15 protein-coding genes are annotated in these 17,156 nt (G+C 64.7%); 7 read left to right on the forward strand and 8 right to left on the reverse strand.

Going from position 1 to position 17,156, the window contains the following annotated elements:
- Both VKM35_RS02165 and VKM35_RS02170 read left to right on the forward strand, forming a co-directional pair.
- Positions 1-989, forward strand: a 989-nt coding sequence (locus tag VKM35_RS02165) for an amidohydrolase family protein (protein WP_324317875.1), incomplete at its 5' end; no start/stop codon positions are given.
- Positions 986-1,840, forward strand: coding sequence for a M23 family metallopeptidase (locus VKM35_RS02170; protein WP_324317877.1), 855 nt, complete (start codon positions 986-988; stop codon positions 1,838-1,840). The genes VKM35_RS02165 and VKM35_RS02170, both read left to right, overlap by 4 nt.
- A 103-nt stretch (positions 1,841-1,943) precedes the next feature.
- Here VKM35_RS02170 and VKM35_RS02175 read toward each other — a convergent pair whose 3' ends face one another.
- From VKM35_RS02175 to efp, 7 genes are all read right to left on the reverse strand, one after another.
- Positions 1,944-3,278 (reverse strand): DUF3999 domain-containing protein, encoded by a 1,335-nt coding sequence (locus VKM35_RS02175; protein ID WP_324317879.1) that lies wholly within the window; start codon positions 3,276-3,278, stop codon positions 1,944-1,946.
- On the reverse strand, positions 3,275-6,133 hold the full coding sequence (locus VKM35_RS02180) for a DUF2339 domain-containing protein (protein WP_324317881.1): 2,859 nt from the start codon (positions 6,131-6,133) through the stop codon (positions 3,275-3,277). The genes VKM35_RS02175 and VKM35_RS02180 overlap by 4 nt, the downstream gene beginning before the upstream one ends.
- Before the next feature lie 218 nt (positions 6,134-6,351).
- Positions 6,352-7,143 (reverse strand): hypothetical protein, encoded by a 792-nt coding sequence (locus tag VKM35_RS02185; RefSeq protein ID WP_324317883.1) that lies wholly within the window; start codon positions 7,141-7,143, stop codon positions 6,352-6,354.
- Positions 7,144-7,150: 7 nt separating this feature from the next.
- A complete protein-coding gene (gene gph, locus VKM35_RS02190; RefSeq protein WP_324317885.1) occupies positions 7,151-7,822 on the reverse strand; it encodes a phosphoglycolate phosphatase in 672 nt (223 codons plus the stop codon).
- On the reverse strand, positions 7,819-8,520 hold the full coding sequence (gene ubiG, locus VKM35_RS02195; protein ID WP_324317888.1) for a bifunctional 2-polyprenyl-6-hydroxyphenol methylase/3-demethylubiquinol 3-O-methyltransferase UbiG: 702 nt from the start codon (positions 8,518-8,520) through the stop codon (positions 7,819-7,821). Before ubiG ends, gph begins: the two co-directional genes overlap by 4 nt.
- Positions 8,517-9,860: a TRZ/ATZ family hydrolase gene (locus VKM35_RS02200; protein ID WP_324317890.1), complete on the reverse strand. Its 1,344-nt coding sequence runs from the start codon at positions 9,858-9,860 to the stop codon at positions 8,517-8,519. The genes ubiG and VKM35_RS02200 overlap by 4 nt, the downstream gene beginning before the upstream one ends.
- 104 nt (positions 9,861-9,964) lie before the next feature.
- Positions 9,965-10,531, reverse strand: coding sequence for an elongation factor P (gene efp / locus VKM35_RS02205; protein WP_324317892.1), 567 nt, complete (start codon positions 10,529-10,531; stop codon positions 9,965-9,967).
- Positions 10,532-10,632: 101 nt separating this feature from the next.
- Between efp and epmB the strand changes: the two genes are divergently transcribed.
- Together epmB and VKM35_RS02215 are read left to right on the forward strand one after the other, a co-directional pair.
- Positions 10,633-11,652: an EF-P beta-lysylation protein EpmB gene (gene epmB / locus VKM35_RS02210; protein WP_324317894.1), complete on the forward strand. Its 1,020-nt coding sequence runs from the start codon at positions 10,633-10,635 to the stop codon at positions 11,650-11,652.
- 76 nt (positions 11,653-11,728) lie between these two features.
- The gene (locus tag VKM35_RS02215) at positions 11,729-13,804 is read left to right on the forward strand and encodes an EAL domain-containing response regulator (RefSeq protein WP_324317897.1); all 2,076 of its coding nucleotides are present in this window, start codon (positions 11,729-11,731) and stop codon (positions 13,802-13,804) included.
- 87 nt (positions 13,805-13,891) lie between these two features.
- On the opposite strand, the gene htpX is transcribed toward VKM35_RS02215, so the two are convergent.
- Entirely contained in the window at positions 13,892-14,767 is an 876-nt protein-coding gene (gene htpX / locus VKM35_RS02220) for a protease HtpX (RefSeq protein WP_324317899.1), read from the reverse strand.
- Positions 14,768-14,862: 95 nt separating this feature from the next.
- Here htpX and gluQRS point away from each other — a divergent pair, with 95 nt between their 5' ends.
- The 3 genes from gluQRS to phbB all read left to right on the forward strand — a co-directional run bounded on the left by gluQRS (position 14,863) and on the right by phbB (position 17,145).
- Positions 14,863-15,756, forward strand: a complete 894-nt coding sequence (gene gluQRS, locus VKM35_RS02225) for a tRNA glutamyl-Q(34) synthetase GluQRS (protein ID WP_324317901.1) — start codon at positions 14,863-14,865, stop codon at positions 15,754-15,756.
- 121 nt (positions 15,757-15,877) lie between these two features.
- The gene (gene phaR, locus VKM35_RS02230) at positions 15,878-16,408 is read left to right on the forward strand and encodes a polyhydroxyalkanoate synthesis repressor PhaR (protein ID WP_324317903.1); all 531 of its coding nucleotides are present in this window, start codon (positions 15,878-15,880) and stop codon (positions 16,406-16,408) included.
- Complete coding sequence (gene phbB, locus VKM35_RS02235; RefSeq protein WP_324317905.1) at positions 16,405-17,145, forward strand: acetoacetyl-CoA reductase; 741 nt, start codon at positions 16,405-16,407, stop codon at positions 17,143-17,145. The genes phaR and phbB overlap by 4 nt, the downstream gene beginning before the upstream one ends.
- Positions 17,146-17,156: the final 11 nt, after the last annotated feature.

The raw sequence follows: 17,156 nt of genomic DNA on the forward strand, positions 1-17,156 counted from the left end.
CGCGCGCGAACTTCGGCTTTTATTTCGGCGCCAGCAACGACAACCTCGAAAACATCCGCCGCATCAATCCGAAAACCACGCCCGGCCTGAAGATTTTCATGGGCGCATCGACCGGCAACATGCTGGTCGACGATCCGAAAACGCTGGAGGCGATGTTCGCCGAATGCCCGACGCCGATCATCACGCACTGCGAAGACACGCCGATGATCGATGCTGAAATCGCCAAGGCACGCGCGATCTACGGCGACGACATCCCGGTCGACCTGCACGGCGAAATCCGCTCGCGCGCCGCCTGTCTGAAGTCGACCGAACTGGCGATTTCACTCGCACGGCGCTTCGACACCTCGCTGCACGTGCTGCACATCAGCACCGCCGAAGAACTGCAGTTGTTCGCACCCGGTCCGCTGATGCACAAGCGCATTACCGCCGAAACCTGCGTGCACTTCCTGCATTTCGCCCGCGCCGATTACGCGCGCCTGGGCAACCTGATCAAGTGCAATCCGGCGATCAAGGAAGCCAGCGACCGCGACGCGATCATCCGCGCCGTCGCCGAGGACCGCGTCGACGTGCTTGCCACCGATCATGCGCCGCATACCTGGGACGAGAAGCAGCAGAAATACGAGAAGGCGCCGTCCGGCCTGCCGCTGGTGCAATTCTTCCTCGCCTGCGCGATGCAGAAAGTGCACGACGGCCACTTCAGCCTGCCGCATCTGGTACGCAAGATCTGCCACGCGCCGGCGCAGCGTTTCGATATCGCCGAACGCGGCTTCCTGCGCGAAGGTTATTTCGCCGATCTGGTGCTGGTCGAGCCCTACGGCGGCACGCTGGTGACGCGCGAAAGCGTGATCAGCCGCTGCGGCTGGTCGCCGTTCGAAGGCGAGCGCTTCGATGCGCGAGTCGCCGCGACCTTCGTCAACGGCGAACTGGCCTGGGACGGAAAACAACTGGTCGGCGCGCCGGTCGGTCGGCGTCTGGAGTTCGCGCGATGAAACACGGTCTCGCGGTGTTGCTGATGCTGGCCTGCGCTGCCTGCGCGACGGCGCCGGTGCGCTCGACGCAGATGTCGGCGCCGATCGACACGAAGATGGTGGTTCCGACGCAGGTACCGCAGGGCAGCCTCGCGTTCGGCCGCGTGGCGCCCGGCAGCCGCGTGGTTTACGACGACAAGGTGTTGCGCGTCTCCGCCGACGGTCGCTTCGTGTTCGGTGTCGCCCGCGAGCAAACCGGCATCGCCCATCTGCAAGTCACGCCACCGGGTGGCCTGACCCTGACCACGAATATCACCATCATCAATCGCGATTTTCCGCTCGAACGCGTCGACGGCGTCCCCGAAGCGACGGTGAATCCGCCGCCGGACATCGCCGCGCGCATCGAACGCGAACAAGCCGAAGTCAGCGCGGCGCGCCTGCGCGACGACGACCGCAACGATTACGACGTGCATTACATCTGGCCCGTGGTCGGTCGCATCAGCGGCGTGTTCGGCAGCCAGCGCGTCTACAACGGCACACCGAAATCACCGCACTCTGGCCTCGATGTCGCCGTGCCCAAAGGCACCGCGATCCAGGCCCCGGCCGCGGGCATCGTCACGTTCGCCAACACCGATCTCTATCTCACCGGCGGCACCGTGCTGATCGACCACGGCCACGGCGTGAGCTCGAATTTCCTGCACATGAGCCGCATCGACGTAAAAGTCGGCGACCGCGTCGAGCAAGGCCAGGTGATTGGCCTGGTCGGCGCCACCGGTCGCGCCACCGGGCCGCATATGCACTGGGGCATGAACTGGTTCGGCGTGCGGGTCGATCCGCAACTGCTGGTCGATCCGAAAGCGAATCCGCAGTAGGAGCGATGGGTTTTCAACGGCAAAGCCGGTAAATCGCGACAAGATCGCCGCGAGGATCTTTTCATCGCAAGCCCCTGTCGCGATTGCCATCGCTCCTACGAAATCAGGCGGGCGGTGATTTCAGCAGCTTGAGCACCATCGCGATCACCAGCGTGGCGCCGAGCAGCAATACACCCCAGAGAATCCAGTTGCGTTGCTCGTCCTTGCCGTAGACCGCGAGCGCGGCGACGCCGCCGGCGTCTTTCATCGCGCCCAGCGTCGTTGCCTGCGGCTGCCAGTCGACGCCATATTTTCCGCGGATCTGGCCGACCAGCGCTTCCAGCGGAAAATCGCTGCGGCTCGCGCGCGGGCTGCCGGCGGCGATCACGAATGGCGCGCGGCCATGCGTGAGCAACAACCAGGTTTCCGGGCGATAAGCGAATTTCACGCTCGGCGCCTTGGCCAGTTCGATGTTCGGCTCGATCCGCCATTCGCGTGCGCGCGTGGTCGACAGATCCATCGGCTCGTTGTCCAACGCCAGGCCGGCGCCGCGCAGGCGGAACGCGGTCAGCGTGCCGAAGTACTGCCAACCGGCCTTGCTGTCGTCGCGCGTGGAAATGGTGAAGTCGGCAACGGTGTTGTCGTCGGCAAGATCGATGGCCAGTTGCTCGACCGGAATGCGCGCCGGCAGTTTGTAGACGAAGGCACGGCCGTCGCGGGTCGCGGCATCGGCGGCGAACCAGCGTCGCGCTGGCGGCTCGACACGCGGGCCTGGCGGGCGCACCTGCAGATGCACGGCGGTGACCGGCAGGCGCGTGTTGTCGTCGAGCGGACTCACGCGCAGATAGGTCGCGCGCACTGCGGCGAATTCGACATGCCGGCGCGACAGCACCTGGCCGTTCTGGTGCAACTGCGCCAACGTGGCTGCATCGACGACGGTGTCCCAATGCTGCAGGTCATCGCTGGCCTCGATGCGCACGGCAGCGCTGAAATCCGGCGCGCCCGCGACCAGGTCGAACGCCATCGCCTCGATCTCGTGATCCTTGGCGCGGACGTCGATCAGCAACGACTGCGCACCTTCTTCCTGTGTCTTGCCGACGTTGGCATCGAGCTGCAGATCGCCAGCGCTGCTGCGGCTCACGTGCAGATGCAGATCGCCGGCATCGGCGCTGCGCGCGCCGGGCACGGCGAACCAGGCGACGTCCTGCCAGCGACTCGGCGGCGGGCAATAACTCGCCGGCATCGGCCCGAACGGCAGCGCCTCGCCGTCGGCATTGAACGCGGCGATGTCGGACAGATCGCTGCGTACGGTCTGCCGGTACACCGATTCGTCGAGTACCAGCGCATACGCGCCTTCATCGCTCGCCGTCACCGGCCATTGTTTGGCGAAATCATTCGGCGTTGCGGCCTGTGCATTCGCGCCGACCAACAGACCCAGAAAAATCAACGAGGCTCTCATGCAGCGCTCTCCTCGGCGTGTTTCGGTGGCGATGGCGCGAAGTAACCGACGCCGACCAGCAGCAGGCCGACCGCGAGGAAGGACACGATGCCCGGCAGATTGCCCATGTAGCCGCGGTCGATCAGCATCAACTTGCCGCAGACCAGAATCATCAACACCATGCCGCCGATCCACAACGGCCGGTGCCGGCGCTGCGATCCGAGCAGCATGCTGCCGACGCCGAGCAGGCTCCAGATCACGGTCAGGCTGGTCTGCGTGAATCCGGAAGCGAGGATCTCCGGGCTCCAGGGGTCGCCATGCCAGTGATGCACGGCGCGCAGCGTGGTCATTGTGATGAAGACGAAACCCAACACCGGCCAGAGGCGGACGACGCCGCTGAAATCCCTGCCGCTGTCGCGCAACTTCAACACCAGCATTGCTGCGATCGCCAACAGGCCGAGTTCCAACGGATTGAGCAGCGGCAGATACGGCAACGGCGCCGCGCTGCCTTCGAGGAACAGGCCGACCAGGAAAGCCAGCACCAGCATCGGGATCGCCAAACCGGACCAGCCAATGCGATAGCCCGCGAAAACTTCCGCACGCGGCCAGGCGAACAGGTCCGGGCGCCGCCACAGGCCCAACGTCATCAACGCGACCGGTGCGACGTCGGCGACGAAGCGCCAACCCTGTGCCAGCTGCTGAGTGTCGCTGATGTGCTCGAGCTGCATCGTCGCCGCGAGCGCGATCGTCCACAGCCCGAGCACGTGCGCGACGGCGAGACTGCGCGACGCGAGATTTTCCGCCGCAAGATTGCCGGCGCCACGCAGCGCCGCCGCCATCACCGCCGCGAACAGCAGCCACATCGGCAACGCACTGGCATTGAGCGGTGAACCGAATTCTTCCTGCGCGTAGAACACCATACCCATTCCGAACAGCGCCGCCAGCGGCAGCAGCCAGTTCAACCGCAACCAGCCCAGCACATGCCGCAGCACGACCGCGATCGCCACGCTCGCGCCGAGATAGCCCATGCTGAAAGTCCACAGGCTCATGCGCGCTTCGGCGGCGTCGAGTTGCGTGCAGGCGGCGACGATCCACCAGAAGGTCGCCCACAGGAACAGCAGCGCCGACAACGCGCGGATCGGGCGGTGGCGATCATGGATCAGGCTGAGCGCGTAACCCGAGAACGCCAGGATCACCGCACCGAACCATTCGGCGTTGAGCAGCAGATTGTTCGCAACGAGATAGCCATGGTCGTCGTTGAACAGGTGGATCACGTACGAGCCGGCCGCGAGAATCTGCAGCAGCAGGCCGCTGAGCCAGGGGAAAGTGCGCTTCTGGCGGATGCCCAACCAGGCGACACCGGCGCCTTCCAGCGCCCAGAGCGTGGCCGTGGTACCGGCCGAGAACGCCAACGGAATCGCCAGCGTCGCGAAACCGAGTGCGAGCGCGCCGTAGGCTTCGGTGAGCAGGCGCTCGTCGCGACGACGGCGCAGATAGAACACCAGCCCGGCATAGACGAGGGCGACGACCAGCGCGCTGAAGGCCAGCGACATCTTGTCGTCCTTGAGCAGCATCGCCTGCAGCGGAAACGCCACCAGTGGCGTGCCGAACACCAGCGTGCCGTCGACCCAGGGCCGGCGGTATTCAGTCTGCCGGATCACGTACAACAGGCCGATCACCACGTAGAACACGAAGAACAGGATCAGGAACGGTTCGACCGTGGCGAACATCGCCGGCTGGTAATTCTTCGCGCCCCAGACCGAACCGACGCCGAAGGTGAAGGCGAAACCGATCAGGTTGAGCAGGCGCCAGCTCTGCTTCCAGGAAATCGCGAACACCGCGGCATTGAGCACGGCGTAATAGGAAAACAGGCCGACGTAGTTGTTGCTGCCGCTGTTGATCAGCACCGGTGCGAGATAACCGCCGAGGAAACCCAGCGCTGCCAGCGGCATGTTTTTCTGCAGCACCGAAAGGAGTGCGGCACCTGCGACCAGTACCACGATCAGGCCGAACGCCTGGTTGGGCAGCAGGAACTGATAAGGCGAGTACGCAGCGAACACCGTCAGCAACAAGATGCCGATCGCGCCGCCCTGCAGGCTGAGGCCGAATGCCGGCCGCGATTCGCGAACGCGGAAACCGAAAGCGAGCGCGACGATCGAGGCAATGGCGACGCCGATAAAACGGTATTCGACCGGGAAGGTGAAATAGCCGAGTTCCGCGGCATAGCGCAGCAGCGCGGCGACGCCGGGCAACAACACCAGCACGCCGATCTTGACCGGTACATTGCCTTCGGTGAACCAGGATTTGACGCGCGCGATGAATTTCTCGTCCCAGCCTGGTTCACGCGGCGCACGCACGCGCGCACTCGAGAACGAGGGCGAAGGCGATTTCGCGTCGGTGTCGGCGGTCGCAGCAGCGCCGTTGCGCTCGGCGAAACGCGCACGCGCGGCAGCGATGCTGGCCTCGTCCATGCCCGGCGGCAGCGGTTCGGAAGTACTCGCTGCGCGATAGTTGGCGGGGATCGGCGGCGGCTCGCGCTGCGGCGATGGCATCGGCGGTGGCATCGGCGATACCGCTGCGGCCTCGGCGCCGGGCGCCGCGATGGGCGTCTCCGGCACGATCGGTGCCGAAGCAGCGGCGGGTGTCGGAACGACGTCGGGGATCGGCGCGCGGAAGGCGGGAGCAGGCGCCGGCGTGCGCGATCTGATGTGCAGATCCTGCAACTCGCGATCCTGGGCATCGACCCGACGCCGCAATTCCAGCAGCGACATCAGCAACCAGGCGATGGCGAATCCGAATACCGCGCCGAGCAGCCAGCGACTTTCAGACAGGCCTGCGCCGACGAATGCCCCGATGATTCCCAAGACCCAATTCATGCTGCCCCTGCGCGCAATGATTTCGCGCAGTCTGCCGGAAGCGCGGGCGCAATAACAACGCGGCGACGATAGCCGGCGACGAATTCCCGCCGAAAAACGTCAGTTCTTCGGTGTTCCCGTTCGTTTTCCGTTACGCGAGACCTGACGATGTTGCCGATTCGATCGCGCGTCGCTGCCTGGATCGACGCTCGTTCCCACCGCGCGCTTCAGACGACGCGTCAGGCAACGCGTGCGGCGCACCAGGCACGCCAGAGCGTGGCCAGTGCCGGCGATTCGCCGAAGCCCTTGCCGTCGCTGAGACGTGCCAGGCGGGCATGATCGAAACGCAGGCGGCCACGCCGCAACAGCGAGGCGTCGGAGGTCGACGCTGGCAACGCACGCAGCAATTCACCAGTCCAATCGCGCAACAAGGGTTCGCCCTGCCCGGCTGCGAGTTGTTCGGCGGTGAGTCCATGACGCGCAAATAGATGCATCGGGATACGTGCGCGATCCTCGCTCGCCAGACCTTGCGGCAGGCGCTGCAATAGCCAGTGGATGGCGAGACCGCGCGCGGCGGCATCGCTGCTGCGCGCTTTGAACAGGGCCGTTTCGAACAACGCCGATTCGACGGCGAGCACAGACCGCGCCAGTGGCAGCAATGCCGCAATCGCCTCGGACGTATCGGCATGACGGGCATCGTCGCCAGTCTGCAACAACAATGCGCGGCCAAGATCCGACCACGGCGCATCGCTGCCGACCAATGCTTCGGTCAATGGGTGTCGATGCCGACCCTGCGCGAGGCCGAGCAATTCCTCGGCCCACCAGCCGCTTTTCACGGCGGTGACGCGCGCATCGCTGAGTTCGAACAAGGCCTCGCGCAATTCATGCAGCAGCGCGCCCCAGGCGCAGAAGCGCGTCTGCTGCGACGGCGCGCAGAAGACCTGCAGCACGCGCATTTCCGGCTCGCGCGACTGCCACTTGCCGACGTAATGCACGATGGCCGCAGGAATCGCGGAAACGGGTTCGCTCATGTCGTGCTCAACGCTGCAGTACGCCGACCCGCAGCAGGTCCGCGGGCGCATCGACGAGAACATCCGGATGCCAGGCACGCGGATCCTCGTGCGCCTCGCGATAACCCCAGAGCGCCGCGACCGATTTCATGCCGGCACGCTGCGCGGCGATGATGTCGCGCTCGTCGTCGCCGACGTATACGCAATCGCCAGCCACGACGCCGAGCGCATCGCAGGCGAGTAGCAACTGATCGGGATCGGGTTTCTTGCGCGGCAGCGTGTCGCCGCCGATCAGCACCTGGCAACGCTCGCTCCACTGCATCGAGGCGATCACGGCCTTGGCCAGGTAATAAGGTTTGTTGGTGACGATGCCCCAGCGCGAGCCCGCGGTTTCAATCGCGTCCAATACGGCATCGATGCCCGCGAACGGCGTGCTGTGCGTGGCCACGGAAGCTTCGTAGGCAGCGAGAAATGCCGGCACCAGGGCATTGCGCGTGGCTTCGTCGCGGTCGGGAAACGCCACCGCCAGCATCGCACGCGCACCTTTCGACACCACCGGCCGGATCGCCGCCAGCGGCAGCGGCGCGCGTCCTTCGCGTTCGGCGATCACGTTGAGTGCGTTGAGCAGATCCACCGCGCTGTCGACCAGGGTGCCGTCGAGATCGAACAACACCACCGCCGCGAAACGACTTTCGCTCACGCCTTCACCGCGCAGGCGAGATAGTTGATGTCGGTGCGCCGGTTCACCCAGGCCTTGCGCCGCACCGGGTCGTAAGCGAGGCCGCTGACATCGACGAGATCAAGACCGGCGTCGCGCAACCACGCCGACAATTCCGCCGGGCGGATGAAACTCTTGTAGTCGTGCGTGCCCTTGGGCAGCACGTTGGCGAGATATTCGGCGCCGACGATCGCCACCGCGAACGCCAATGGCGTGCGGTTGAGCGTGGAAACGAACAACTTGCCGCCTGGTTTGAGCAGACTCGCACAAGCACGCAGCACCGACGCAGGATCGGGAACGTGTTCGAGCATTTCCATGCAGGCGATGGCGTCGAAGCTGCCGGCGGATTCCGCCGCGAGCGCTTCGACCGCCTGCAATCGATAGTCGACCTTCAGGCCCGACTCGAGCAGATGCAGGCGGGCGATCTCAATGAGTTCGGGTGCGAGATCGAGCGCCACGACATCTGCCCCGGCGCGCGCCAGCGCCTCGCTGAGCAAACCGCCGCCGCAGCCGACATCGAGCACGCGCGCGCCGCGCAAAGTGACGCGTTCGGCGATGTAGCCCAGGCGTGCGGGATTGAGTTCGTGCAGCGCGCGCTGCGGGCCCTGCTCGTCCCACCAGCGGTTGGCGAGCTCGCCGAATTTGCCGATCTCGGCCTGGCTGACATTGACCGTGGTCATGGCTTGTTCCCGATCGCGGCGATGCGCTGCTGCCACTGCCTCGTCTTGGCGCGCAATGCGTCGACATCGATACCGACGAGTTCGCGATCGGCGAGCTTGCGTTGGCCGGCGATCCAGACGTCGCTGACCTGATGCCGGCCGGTCGCGTAGACCAGGTGCGAGATCGCGTTGTACATCGGCTGCGTTTCCAGCGCGTCCATCGCGATCAGGGTGAGGTCGGCCTGCTTGCCGACTTCGATCGAACCAATGTGCTCGTCCAGGCCCAGGGCCTTCGCACTGCCCAGCGTGGCGATACGCAGCGCGCTGGCGGCATCGAGCGCGGTCGCATCCATCGCCACGCCCTTGGCGAGCAAGGCGGCGGTGCGCATTTCATCGAACATGTCGAGGTCGTTGTTGCTCGCACAACCGTCGGTGCCGAGACCGAGATTGACGCCGGCGCGACGCAATTTCTCGACCGGGCTGAACCCCGAGGCGAGTTTGAGATTGGATTGCGGGCAATGCAGCACCGACACGCCGCGTTCGGCGCACAGCGCGATCTCGGCATCGATGAGCTGGGTCATGTGCACGGCGATCAGACGCTCGTTGACCACACCGAGGCGGTCGAGTCGCGCGATTGGGCGCTGCCCGTATTGCTTGAGCGAATCGGCGATTTCCTGCGCAGTTTCGTGCACGTGCACGTGCACTGGCAGATCGAGCTGCTCGGCGAGCATGCGGATGCGTTCGAAGGATTCGTCGCTGACCGTGTACGGCGCATGCGGCGCGAAACTCAGGCTGACCAGCGGATCGCTGCGGTAGTTGTCGTAGACCTCGAGGCCCTTGTCGAAATACTCCGCCGTGCTCGCCGCCCAGGCCGAGGGAAATTCGATCACCGGCAAGCCGACACGGGCACGGAAGCCGAGCCGGCGATACGTCGCGGCCTGGGCATCGGGGAAAAAATAACTTTCGTTGCAGCAGGTGGTGCCGCCGCGGAGCATTTCCGCAACCGCCAGCTCGACGCCGTCGGCGACGAATTCCGGACTCATCACCGCGCCCTCGATCGGCCACACATGCTCGTGCAGCCAGGGCATCAGCGACAGATCGTCGGCGACGCCGCGCATCAGGGTCATCGGATTGTGCGTGTGGCCATTGACCAGGCCGGGAATCAGCACCGAATCGGGGCGGGACACCGTCTGTGCGGGTGCGAAGCGTTCGCGTGCTTCGGCGAGGGGCAACAGCGCGACGATGCGGTCGCCAGAAACGACGACGGCGTGATCGACCAGGACCACGCCGTGCGGATTGACCGGCACCACCCAGCCGGCTTCGATCAGGAGATCACAGGGCTGTCGGGTGGTTTCGGTCATGTTTTGTTTCCGTTTTTTCGTCATCCCGGCGCAGGCCGGGACCCATTTGCTCTTGATGGAAAATCAAAATGGGTCCCGGCCTGTGCCGGGATGACGGGAAGTTGTTACTTCACCCGACCCACATACTCGCCGGAGCGGGTGTCGACCTTGATGATCTCGTCCTGGTTGACGAACAACGGCACGCGCACCGTGGCGCCGGTTTCGAGCTTGGCCGGCTTGCCGCCGCCGCCCGAGGTATCGCCGCGCACACCCGGATCGGTCTCGACGATCTTGAGTTCGACAAAGTTCGGCGCCTGCACCGCGATCGGCGTGCCGTTCCACAACGTCACCACGCAGGCCTCCTCGCCCTTGATCCACTTCGCGGTCTCGCCCACGCCGGCGGCGTCGGCCTGGACCTGCTCGAAGGTCTCTTGCTGCATGAAATGCCAGTACTCGCCATCGCTGTAGAGGAACTGCATATCGGTGTCCATGACATCGGCAGCCTCGAGGTTGTCGGTGGCCTTCATGGTCAGCTCGACCACGCGCCCGGTCTTGATGAAGCGGTACTTGATGCGGGTGAAGGCCTGGCCCTTGCCCGGCTTCACGTACTCGGTATCGGTGATCACGCACGGCTCGCTATTGACGATGATTTTCATGCCGTTCTTGACGTCGTTCATGCCATAGCTGGCCATCACAAAACTCCTGGGAAACTGCCGCTGCCGGTGCTGCCATCGTTGGCGGCGGCTACAATGTGGGGACGATCACGGGGCCGACGGCCCTGCGCTAGCCCAACATGATAACCGCCCAGCCCCTGACTCCCCAAGCCCAAGCCGTCCGCCGCGAGTCCTGGCAAGCGCTCTGGCGCGATGCCATCCGCGATCCGCGCGAGCTGCTGTCGCTGCTGGGTCTGGAGGCGTTGTCGGCGAGCCTTTCCGATGCCGCCTGCGCGCAATTCCCCCTGCGCGTGCCACGCGGTTTCGCGGCCCGCATGCGCCATGGCGATCGCCACGATCCGCTGCTGCGCCAGGTCCTGCCGATCACCGACGAAGATTTGCTGGTGCCCGGGTTCGGACTCGACGCGGTCGGCGACATCGCCGCGCGTGGCGCCACCGGGCTGATCCACAAGTACGAAGGCCGCGCCTTGCTGATCGCCACCGGCAGCTGCGCGATCCACTGCCGCTACTGTTTCCGCCGGCATTTCCCCTACGCCGAGGAGACCGCAGCCGCCAATCACTGGCAATCAGCGGTCGACTATCTGCGCGCCGACCCCAGCATCAGCGAAGTCCTGCTTTCCGGCGGCGATCCGCTGTCGCTGGCGACCGGCAAGCTGGTCGAACTCACCGATGCGCTGAAGACGCTGCCGCAGATCCGGCGCCTGCGCCTGCATACCCGCCTGCCGGTGGTACTGCCCGAACGCGTCGACGGCGAATTGTTGGCTTGGCTGTCGTCCCTGCCCTGGCCGGTGGTCGTGGTGATCCATGCCAATCACGCGCTGGAACTCGACGATTCCGTGGCCGCGGCGCTGGCGGCCCTGCGCGGACGCGGCGTGACCTTGCTCAACCAGGCCGTGCTGCTGCGCGGGGTCAACGACGACATCGAAGTCCTCGCCGAACTCTCCGAGCGCCTGTTCGCGCTGGGCGTGCTGCCCTACTACCTGCACCAGCTCGACCGCGTCGCCGGCACTGCGCATTTCGAGGTCGATGATGACCGTGCGCTGCAGCTGCAGCAGCAATTGCAGGATCGCCTGCCGGGCTATCTGGTGCCCCGTCTGGTCCGCGAAATCGCCGGTGCGGCCAGCAAGACCCCGCTATAGATGGCATTCCGCGCCGGGCTTCTGGTATTGTCTGAAGCCCCCTGAGCAAGTCATTGAACTGTAAGGAGTGCCGTCGATGGCACAGCAGGACGCCGTGATTCGCCTGCTTCTGGTCGAAGACCAGCTGGAAGACGCCGAGCACCTCATCAGCATGCTGCGCAATGGCGGCATGGCCATTCGCCCGCAACGACCCGAGTCCGAGGAAGAGCTCAACACCTTGCTCTCCGGGCAAAGCATCGACATGGTGCTGGCCAGCTTCAATGCCAAATACATTCCCTTCGCCACCGTCGCCAAGCGCGTCGAGGCGACCGGCAAGGACATCCCGGTGCTCGCCGCGACGTCCGTCCTCGATGAAGCCACCGTGCTGGCGGCGATCGCCGCCGGCGGCCGCGATGTCGCGCTGCGCACCAAGCCTGAGCACGTGCAGTTCGTCGTCCGCAACGAATTCCACGCTCTGCTGTCGCGCCGCGGCCTTCGTCATCTCGAAGCCTCGCTGCGCGAGACCGAACGCCGCTGCGACGCGCTGATCGCTTCCTCGCGCGATCCGATCGCCTACGTCCACGAAGGCATGCACATCCGCGCCAACGCCGCCTATCTGGAAATGTTCGGCTTCGAAGATTTCGACGAGATCGAGGGCCTGTCGGTGCTCGACCTGATCGCGCCGGCCAATGCCGAGACCTTCAAGCAGCTGCTCAAGAAAATCAGCAAGGGCGAGGCGCCGCCGCGCCAGCTCGAGATCGGTGCGCAGCGCACCGACGGCAGCAAGTTCGACGCGGTGATGGAGTTCACCCCGGCCACCTACGAAGGCGAAGCCTGCCTGCAGATCGTGTTCCGCCAGCAGACCGTCGATGCCGAGATGGTCAAGGAACTCGACACCCTGCGCCAGCGCGACCCGGTCACTGGCCTGTTCAATCGCCAGCACTTCATGACCGAGGTCGAAGTCGTCGTGGCCGCGGCGGCCGACGGCAAGGGCAAGCAGTCCCTGCTGCTGATCGAGCCCGACAACTACGATGCGCGCATGGACGAGATCGGTCTGGCACTGGCCGACGACCTGCTCAAACAGGTCGCCGCGCGCCTGAGCGAGAACATGGAAGGCGAGCCGATCATTGCCCGCTTCGGCGACCACACTTTCGCGGTGCTCAGCCGCGATCATGATTACAACCAGACGCTGGCGCTGGCCGACAAGATCCGCCTCGCCTTCGACGGTCACGTGATCGATCTCGGCAAGCAGTCGATCACCATGACAGTGAGCATTGGCGGCGTGCAGATCGGCGAGAAGATCGCCAGCGTGCCGCAGGTGCTGGCGAAATCCAACCAATGTCTGCAATCGGCCGAAGGCGTCGGCGGCAACCGCATCGAGATCTTCGATCCCGCCGCGCGCGATCGCGTCGAGGAAGAACGCATCCAGGCCTGGGTGGCGCGCATCAAGGAAGCGCTGGCGGAAAACCAGTTCGTGCTCAATTTCCAGCCGATGATCAGCCTCACCGGCGACACCGACGAGAACTACGAAGTGCTGGTGCGGATGAAGGCGCCCTCGGGCGAAATCGTCGCGCCCGAGCAGTTCATGCCGATCGCCGAGGAGCACGGGCTGCTCACCGAGATCGATCGCTGGGTGGTCGCGCGCACGATCGAGTTGCTGTCCGAGCGCAAGAAGGCCGGCAAGGCGACCACGCTGTACGTGAAGCTGTCGCCGAGCTCGCTGGTCGAGGGCGACCTGCACAATTTCATCAGCTCGCAGCTGAAGGCGAATGGAGTATCGGGCGAAAACCTCGTGCTGCAGCTGCCGGAATCGAAGGTGTACGCGCACCTGCGACCGCTGCAGTCGTTCCAGAAAATCATCAGCACCTTTGGCTGCCGCCTGTGCCTGGAACAGTTCGGCACCAGCCTCAACTCCTTCCAGATGCTCACGCATTTCGACCCGGCCATCCTCAAGATCGACCGCAGCTTCATCGTCGATCTGGCCAAGAATGCCGACAACCAGAAGAAGGTCCGCGAGTTCGCCGAGCAGGCGCGCAATCTCGGCAAGCTCACCATCGCCGAATTCGTTTCCGATGCCGGCAGCATGACCGTGCTGTTTTCGATCGGCGTCGACCTGGTGCAAGGCAACTTCCTGGCACCGCCGGCGCCGACGATGAACTACGAGTTCGGCTGACGCACGTTCTTTCGCGGCAGAAAATCTTTCGCGACAAAAAACCCGCCTCACGGCGGGTTTTTCTTTTCCGGGATTTGCGAGCCGCCCTCAGGCAGCGTCGCGCAGGCGCTGGATTCGCACTTCCAGCGGCGGATGGCTCATGAACAGGCTCTGCAGGCCGTGCCCGATGCCGCCGGAAATGCCGAAGGCCGAGATCGCCGACGGCAAGGTGCTCTGGCCGTGGTTCTGCGCGAGGCGTTCGAGCGCAGCGATCATCTTCTGCTTGCCGGCCAGCTTGGCGCCGCCGGCATCGGCGTGGAATTCGCGCCAGCGACTGAACCACATCACCACCACCTGCGCGAGCATGCCGAAGGCGAGGTTGAGCACGTTGACGATCACGAAATACGCCAGGCCGCCGCCCTGGCGATTGCCCGAGATCGCCGAATCGATGATCCGGCCGACCACGCGCGAGAGCACGATCACGAACGTGTTGAGTACGCCCTGGATCAGCGCCATCGTCACCATGTCGCCGTTGGCGACGTGGCTGAGTTCATGGCCGAGAACGGCTTCGGCTTCATCGCGGCTCATCGAGCGCAGCAGGCCGGTCGATACCGCGACCAGGGAATTGTTGCGGCTCGGGCCGGTCGCGAACGCATTGATCTCGGGCGCGTCGTAGATGCCGACTTCCGGCATTTTCACGCCGGCCGCCTCCGCCTGACGACGCACCGTCGCGACCAGCCAGGTTTCGACCTCGTTGGCCGGCTGCGTGATCACGTGCATGCCGGTGCTGCGCTTGGCCATCCATTTGGAAATCAGCAGGGAAATCAGCGCGCCGCCGAAGCCGAAGATCGTCGCGAGCACCAGTGTCACGCCGGTGTTGCCCAGACGGATATGGAAATAGCCCTCGAGCACGCTCAACACCAGGCTGAGCAAGGCCATCACGGCCAGATTGGTGGCCAGAAACAGGCCGATACGCTTGAACATGCGGTTTCTCTCTTCGCCGGACAGACGGCGTCGGGTCAAAAATGGTGGGCAGGGCTGGTAAATTCAAGCACTCCCTCGTTATCGCCTTTCCGCCATTGCCTGACAAGACCCGCCCCTACCGCGGCCGTTTCGCACCCTCGCCGACCGGCCGCCTGCATCTGGGCTCGCTGCTCGCCGCGCTCGGCAGCTGGTTGTTCGCGCGCCATCACGGCGGCGAATGGCTGGTACGCGTCGAGGATCTGGATCCGCCGCGCGAAATTCGCGGCGCCGCCGCCGAACAGTTGCGCACGCTAGCCGCGTTCGGCCTGCATTCGGATCTTCCCGTCGTCTGGCAAAGCTGGCGCCATGACTTGTACGCCGCCGCGCTGAAGACGCTGATCGCCAGCGACGATGCTTTCGCCTGCCGCTGTTCGCGTTCGGATCTGTTCGCCAGCGACGGCCTGCATCACGCCTGCGTCGCGCAACCGTCGGGGCGCACCAAAGCCTATCGCCTGCGCCTTCCCGATCGCGAACTGTCTTTCGACGATGCGATCCGCGGACGTTATTCGCAGTCGCTGCAACGCGAGGTCGGCGATGTCGTGCTGCGCCGTGCCGATGGCTTCTGGGCGTATCAACTCGCGGTCGTGGTCGACGATGCGGCGCAAGGGATCAGTGATGTCGTGCGCGGCGCCGACCTGATCGATTCCACGCCGCGTCAGATATTTCTGACTGAGCGTCTCGGCCTGCCCGTTCCGCGTTACGCCCACCTGCCCCTGCTACGCGACGACGCCGGCAACAAGCTCGGGAAATCCCTGGCGAGCCTGCCGATCGACGCCGCCGATCCGCTGCCGGCGCTGCGTCATGTCTACGCATTGCTGGGCCAGCCGGCCAGCGCACTCGGCCACGGCCGGATGGAAATCGTGTTGCAGCGTGCGCTGACAAATTTCGATCCGGACCGTGTTCCCACGAGCGATATCGGCCTCGATGGCAGCAGTTTTGCTGCCGTCTGAATCATCGAACACGTGTGCATAAAATTCACCACCCCGACGACTTGCAAGCGAGCCGCCGACGGGTGATGCTCGGGAACTTCGCGGGCGCCTTTCGTCCGCAATCCGGGGGAGTGGGGGAGTCATGTCGCAAGTCCGCATCATCAAGAAATATCCGAACCGTCGTTTGTACGACACTGAAATTTCCAGTTACGTCACGCTCGAAGATCTGCGGCAACTGATCATCGAAGGCGAGAGCATCGAAGTCCGTGACGCCCGCAGCGGCAACGACCTGACCCGTTCGGTGCTGCTGCAGATCATCGCCGAACACGAAGACATCGGTCAGCCGATTTTCTCGACGCAATTGCTCACCTCGCTCATCCGCCTGCATGGCGATTCCCTGCAGAGCATCATCGGCAGCTATCTCGAACGCAGCCTGCAGGCATTCAACGAACAGCAGCAACAACTGCGCAGCACGCTGGGAAGTTTGATGGGGCAGACGCCCTGGTCCCTGCTCAACCAGATCACCGAACGCAACATGGAAATCTGGAAGGGCGTGCAGCAGGGCCTGATCAATGGCTTGACGCCGACGGCTTCGCCGGAAAGCAGCAAGCCGCATGCGAAACCCGCCGCAAAAACCCGCCGTCGCAGCACGCGGGCCGCTGCCCGCCAATGACCGGCCGCATCGCGCTGGTGACCGGTGGCCTGGGCGGCATCGGCAGCGAAATCTGTCGCCAGCTCGCGCAATCGGGCCATCGCGTCATTGCCGCCGATCTTCCCGCCGATGCGGCGCGCCTGACCCGCTTCCATGCGGCGATGGCCGGGCTCGATGTGCATGTCGAAAGCGTCGATGCCGGCCGTTTCGAAGAGTGCACAACCTTGGTCGCGCGCGTCGAAAAGAACCACGGCCCGGTATCGGTGCTGGTCAATGCCGCCGGCATCACCCGCGACGCGAGTTTCCGCAAGATGGATGCCGGCCTCTGGGACGAAGTGATGCGCGTCAATCTCGACAGCGTGTTCAATCTCTGCAAACAGGTGGTCGACGGCATGTGCGAACGCGGTTTCGGACGCATCGTCAACATCAGCTCGATCGTCGGCCAGACCGGCGCGTTCGGCCAGACCAACTACGCCGCCGCCAAGGCCGGCATGCACGGCTTCACCATGGCGCTGGCGCGGGAAGTAGCGCGCAAGGGCGTCACCGTCAACAGCATCAGCCCGGGCTACATCCAGACGGCAATGACCGACGCGATTCCGGAAGAACAGCGCCAGCAGATCATCGCTGCGATCCCCGCCGGCCGCATCGGAAAACCCGAAGACATCGCCCGCAGCGTGGTTTTCCTCTGCGACGAAACCACGTCCTACCTCACCGGCGTCAACCTGCCGGTCAACGGCGGCCTGTTCATCAGTTTTTAGTTGTTGGTGTA

Origin of the sequence: Arenimonas sp., assembly GCF_035312645.1 — a bacterium.
Taxonomy (GTDB): domain Bacteria; phylum Pseudomonadota; class Gammaproteobacteria; order Xanthomonadales; family Xanthomonadaceae; genus Arenimonas.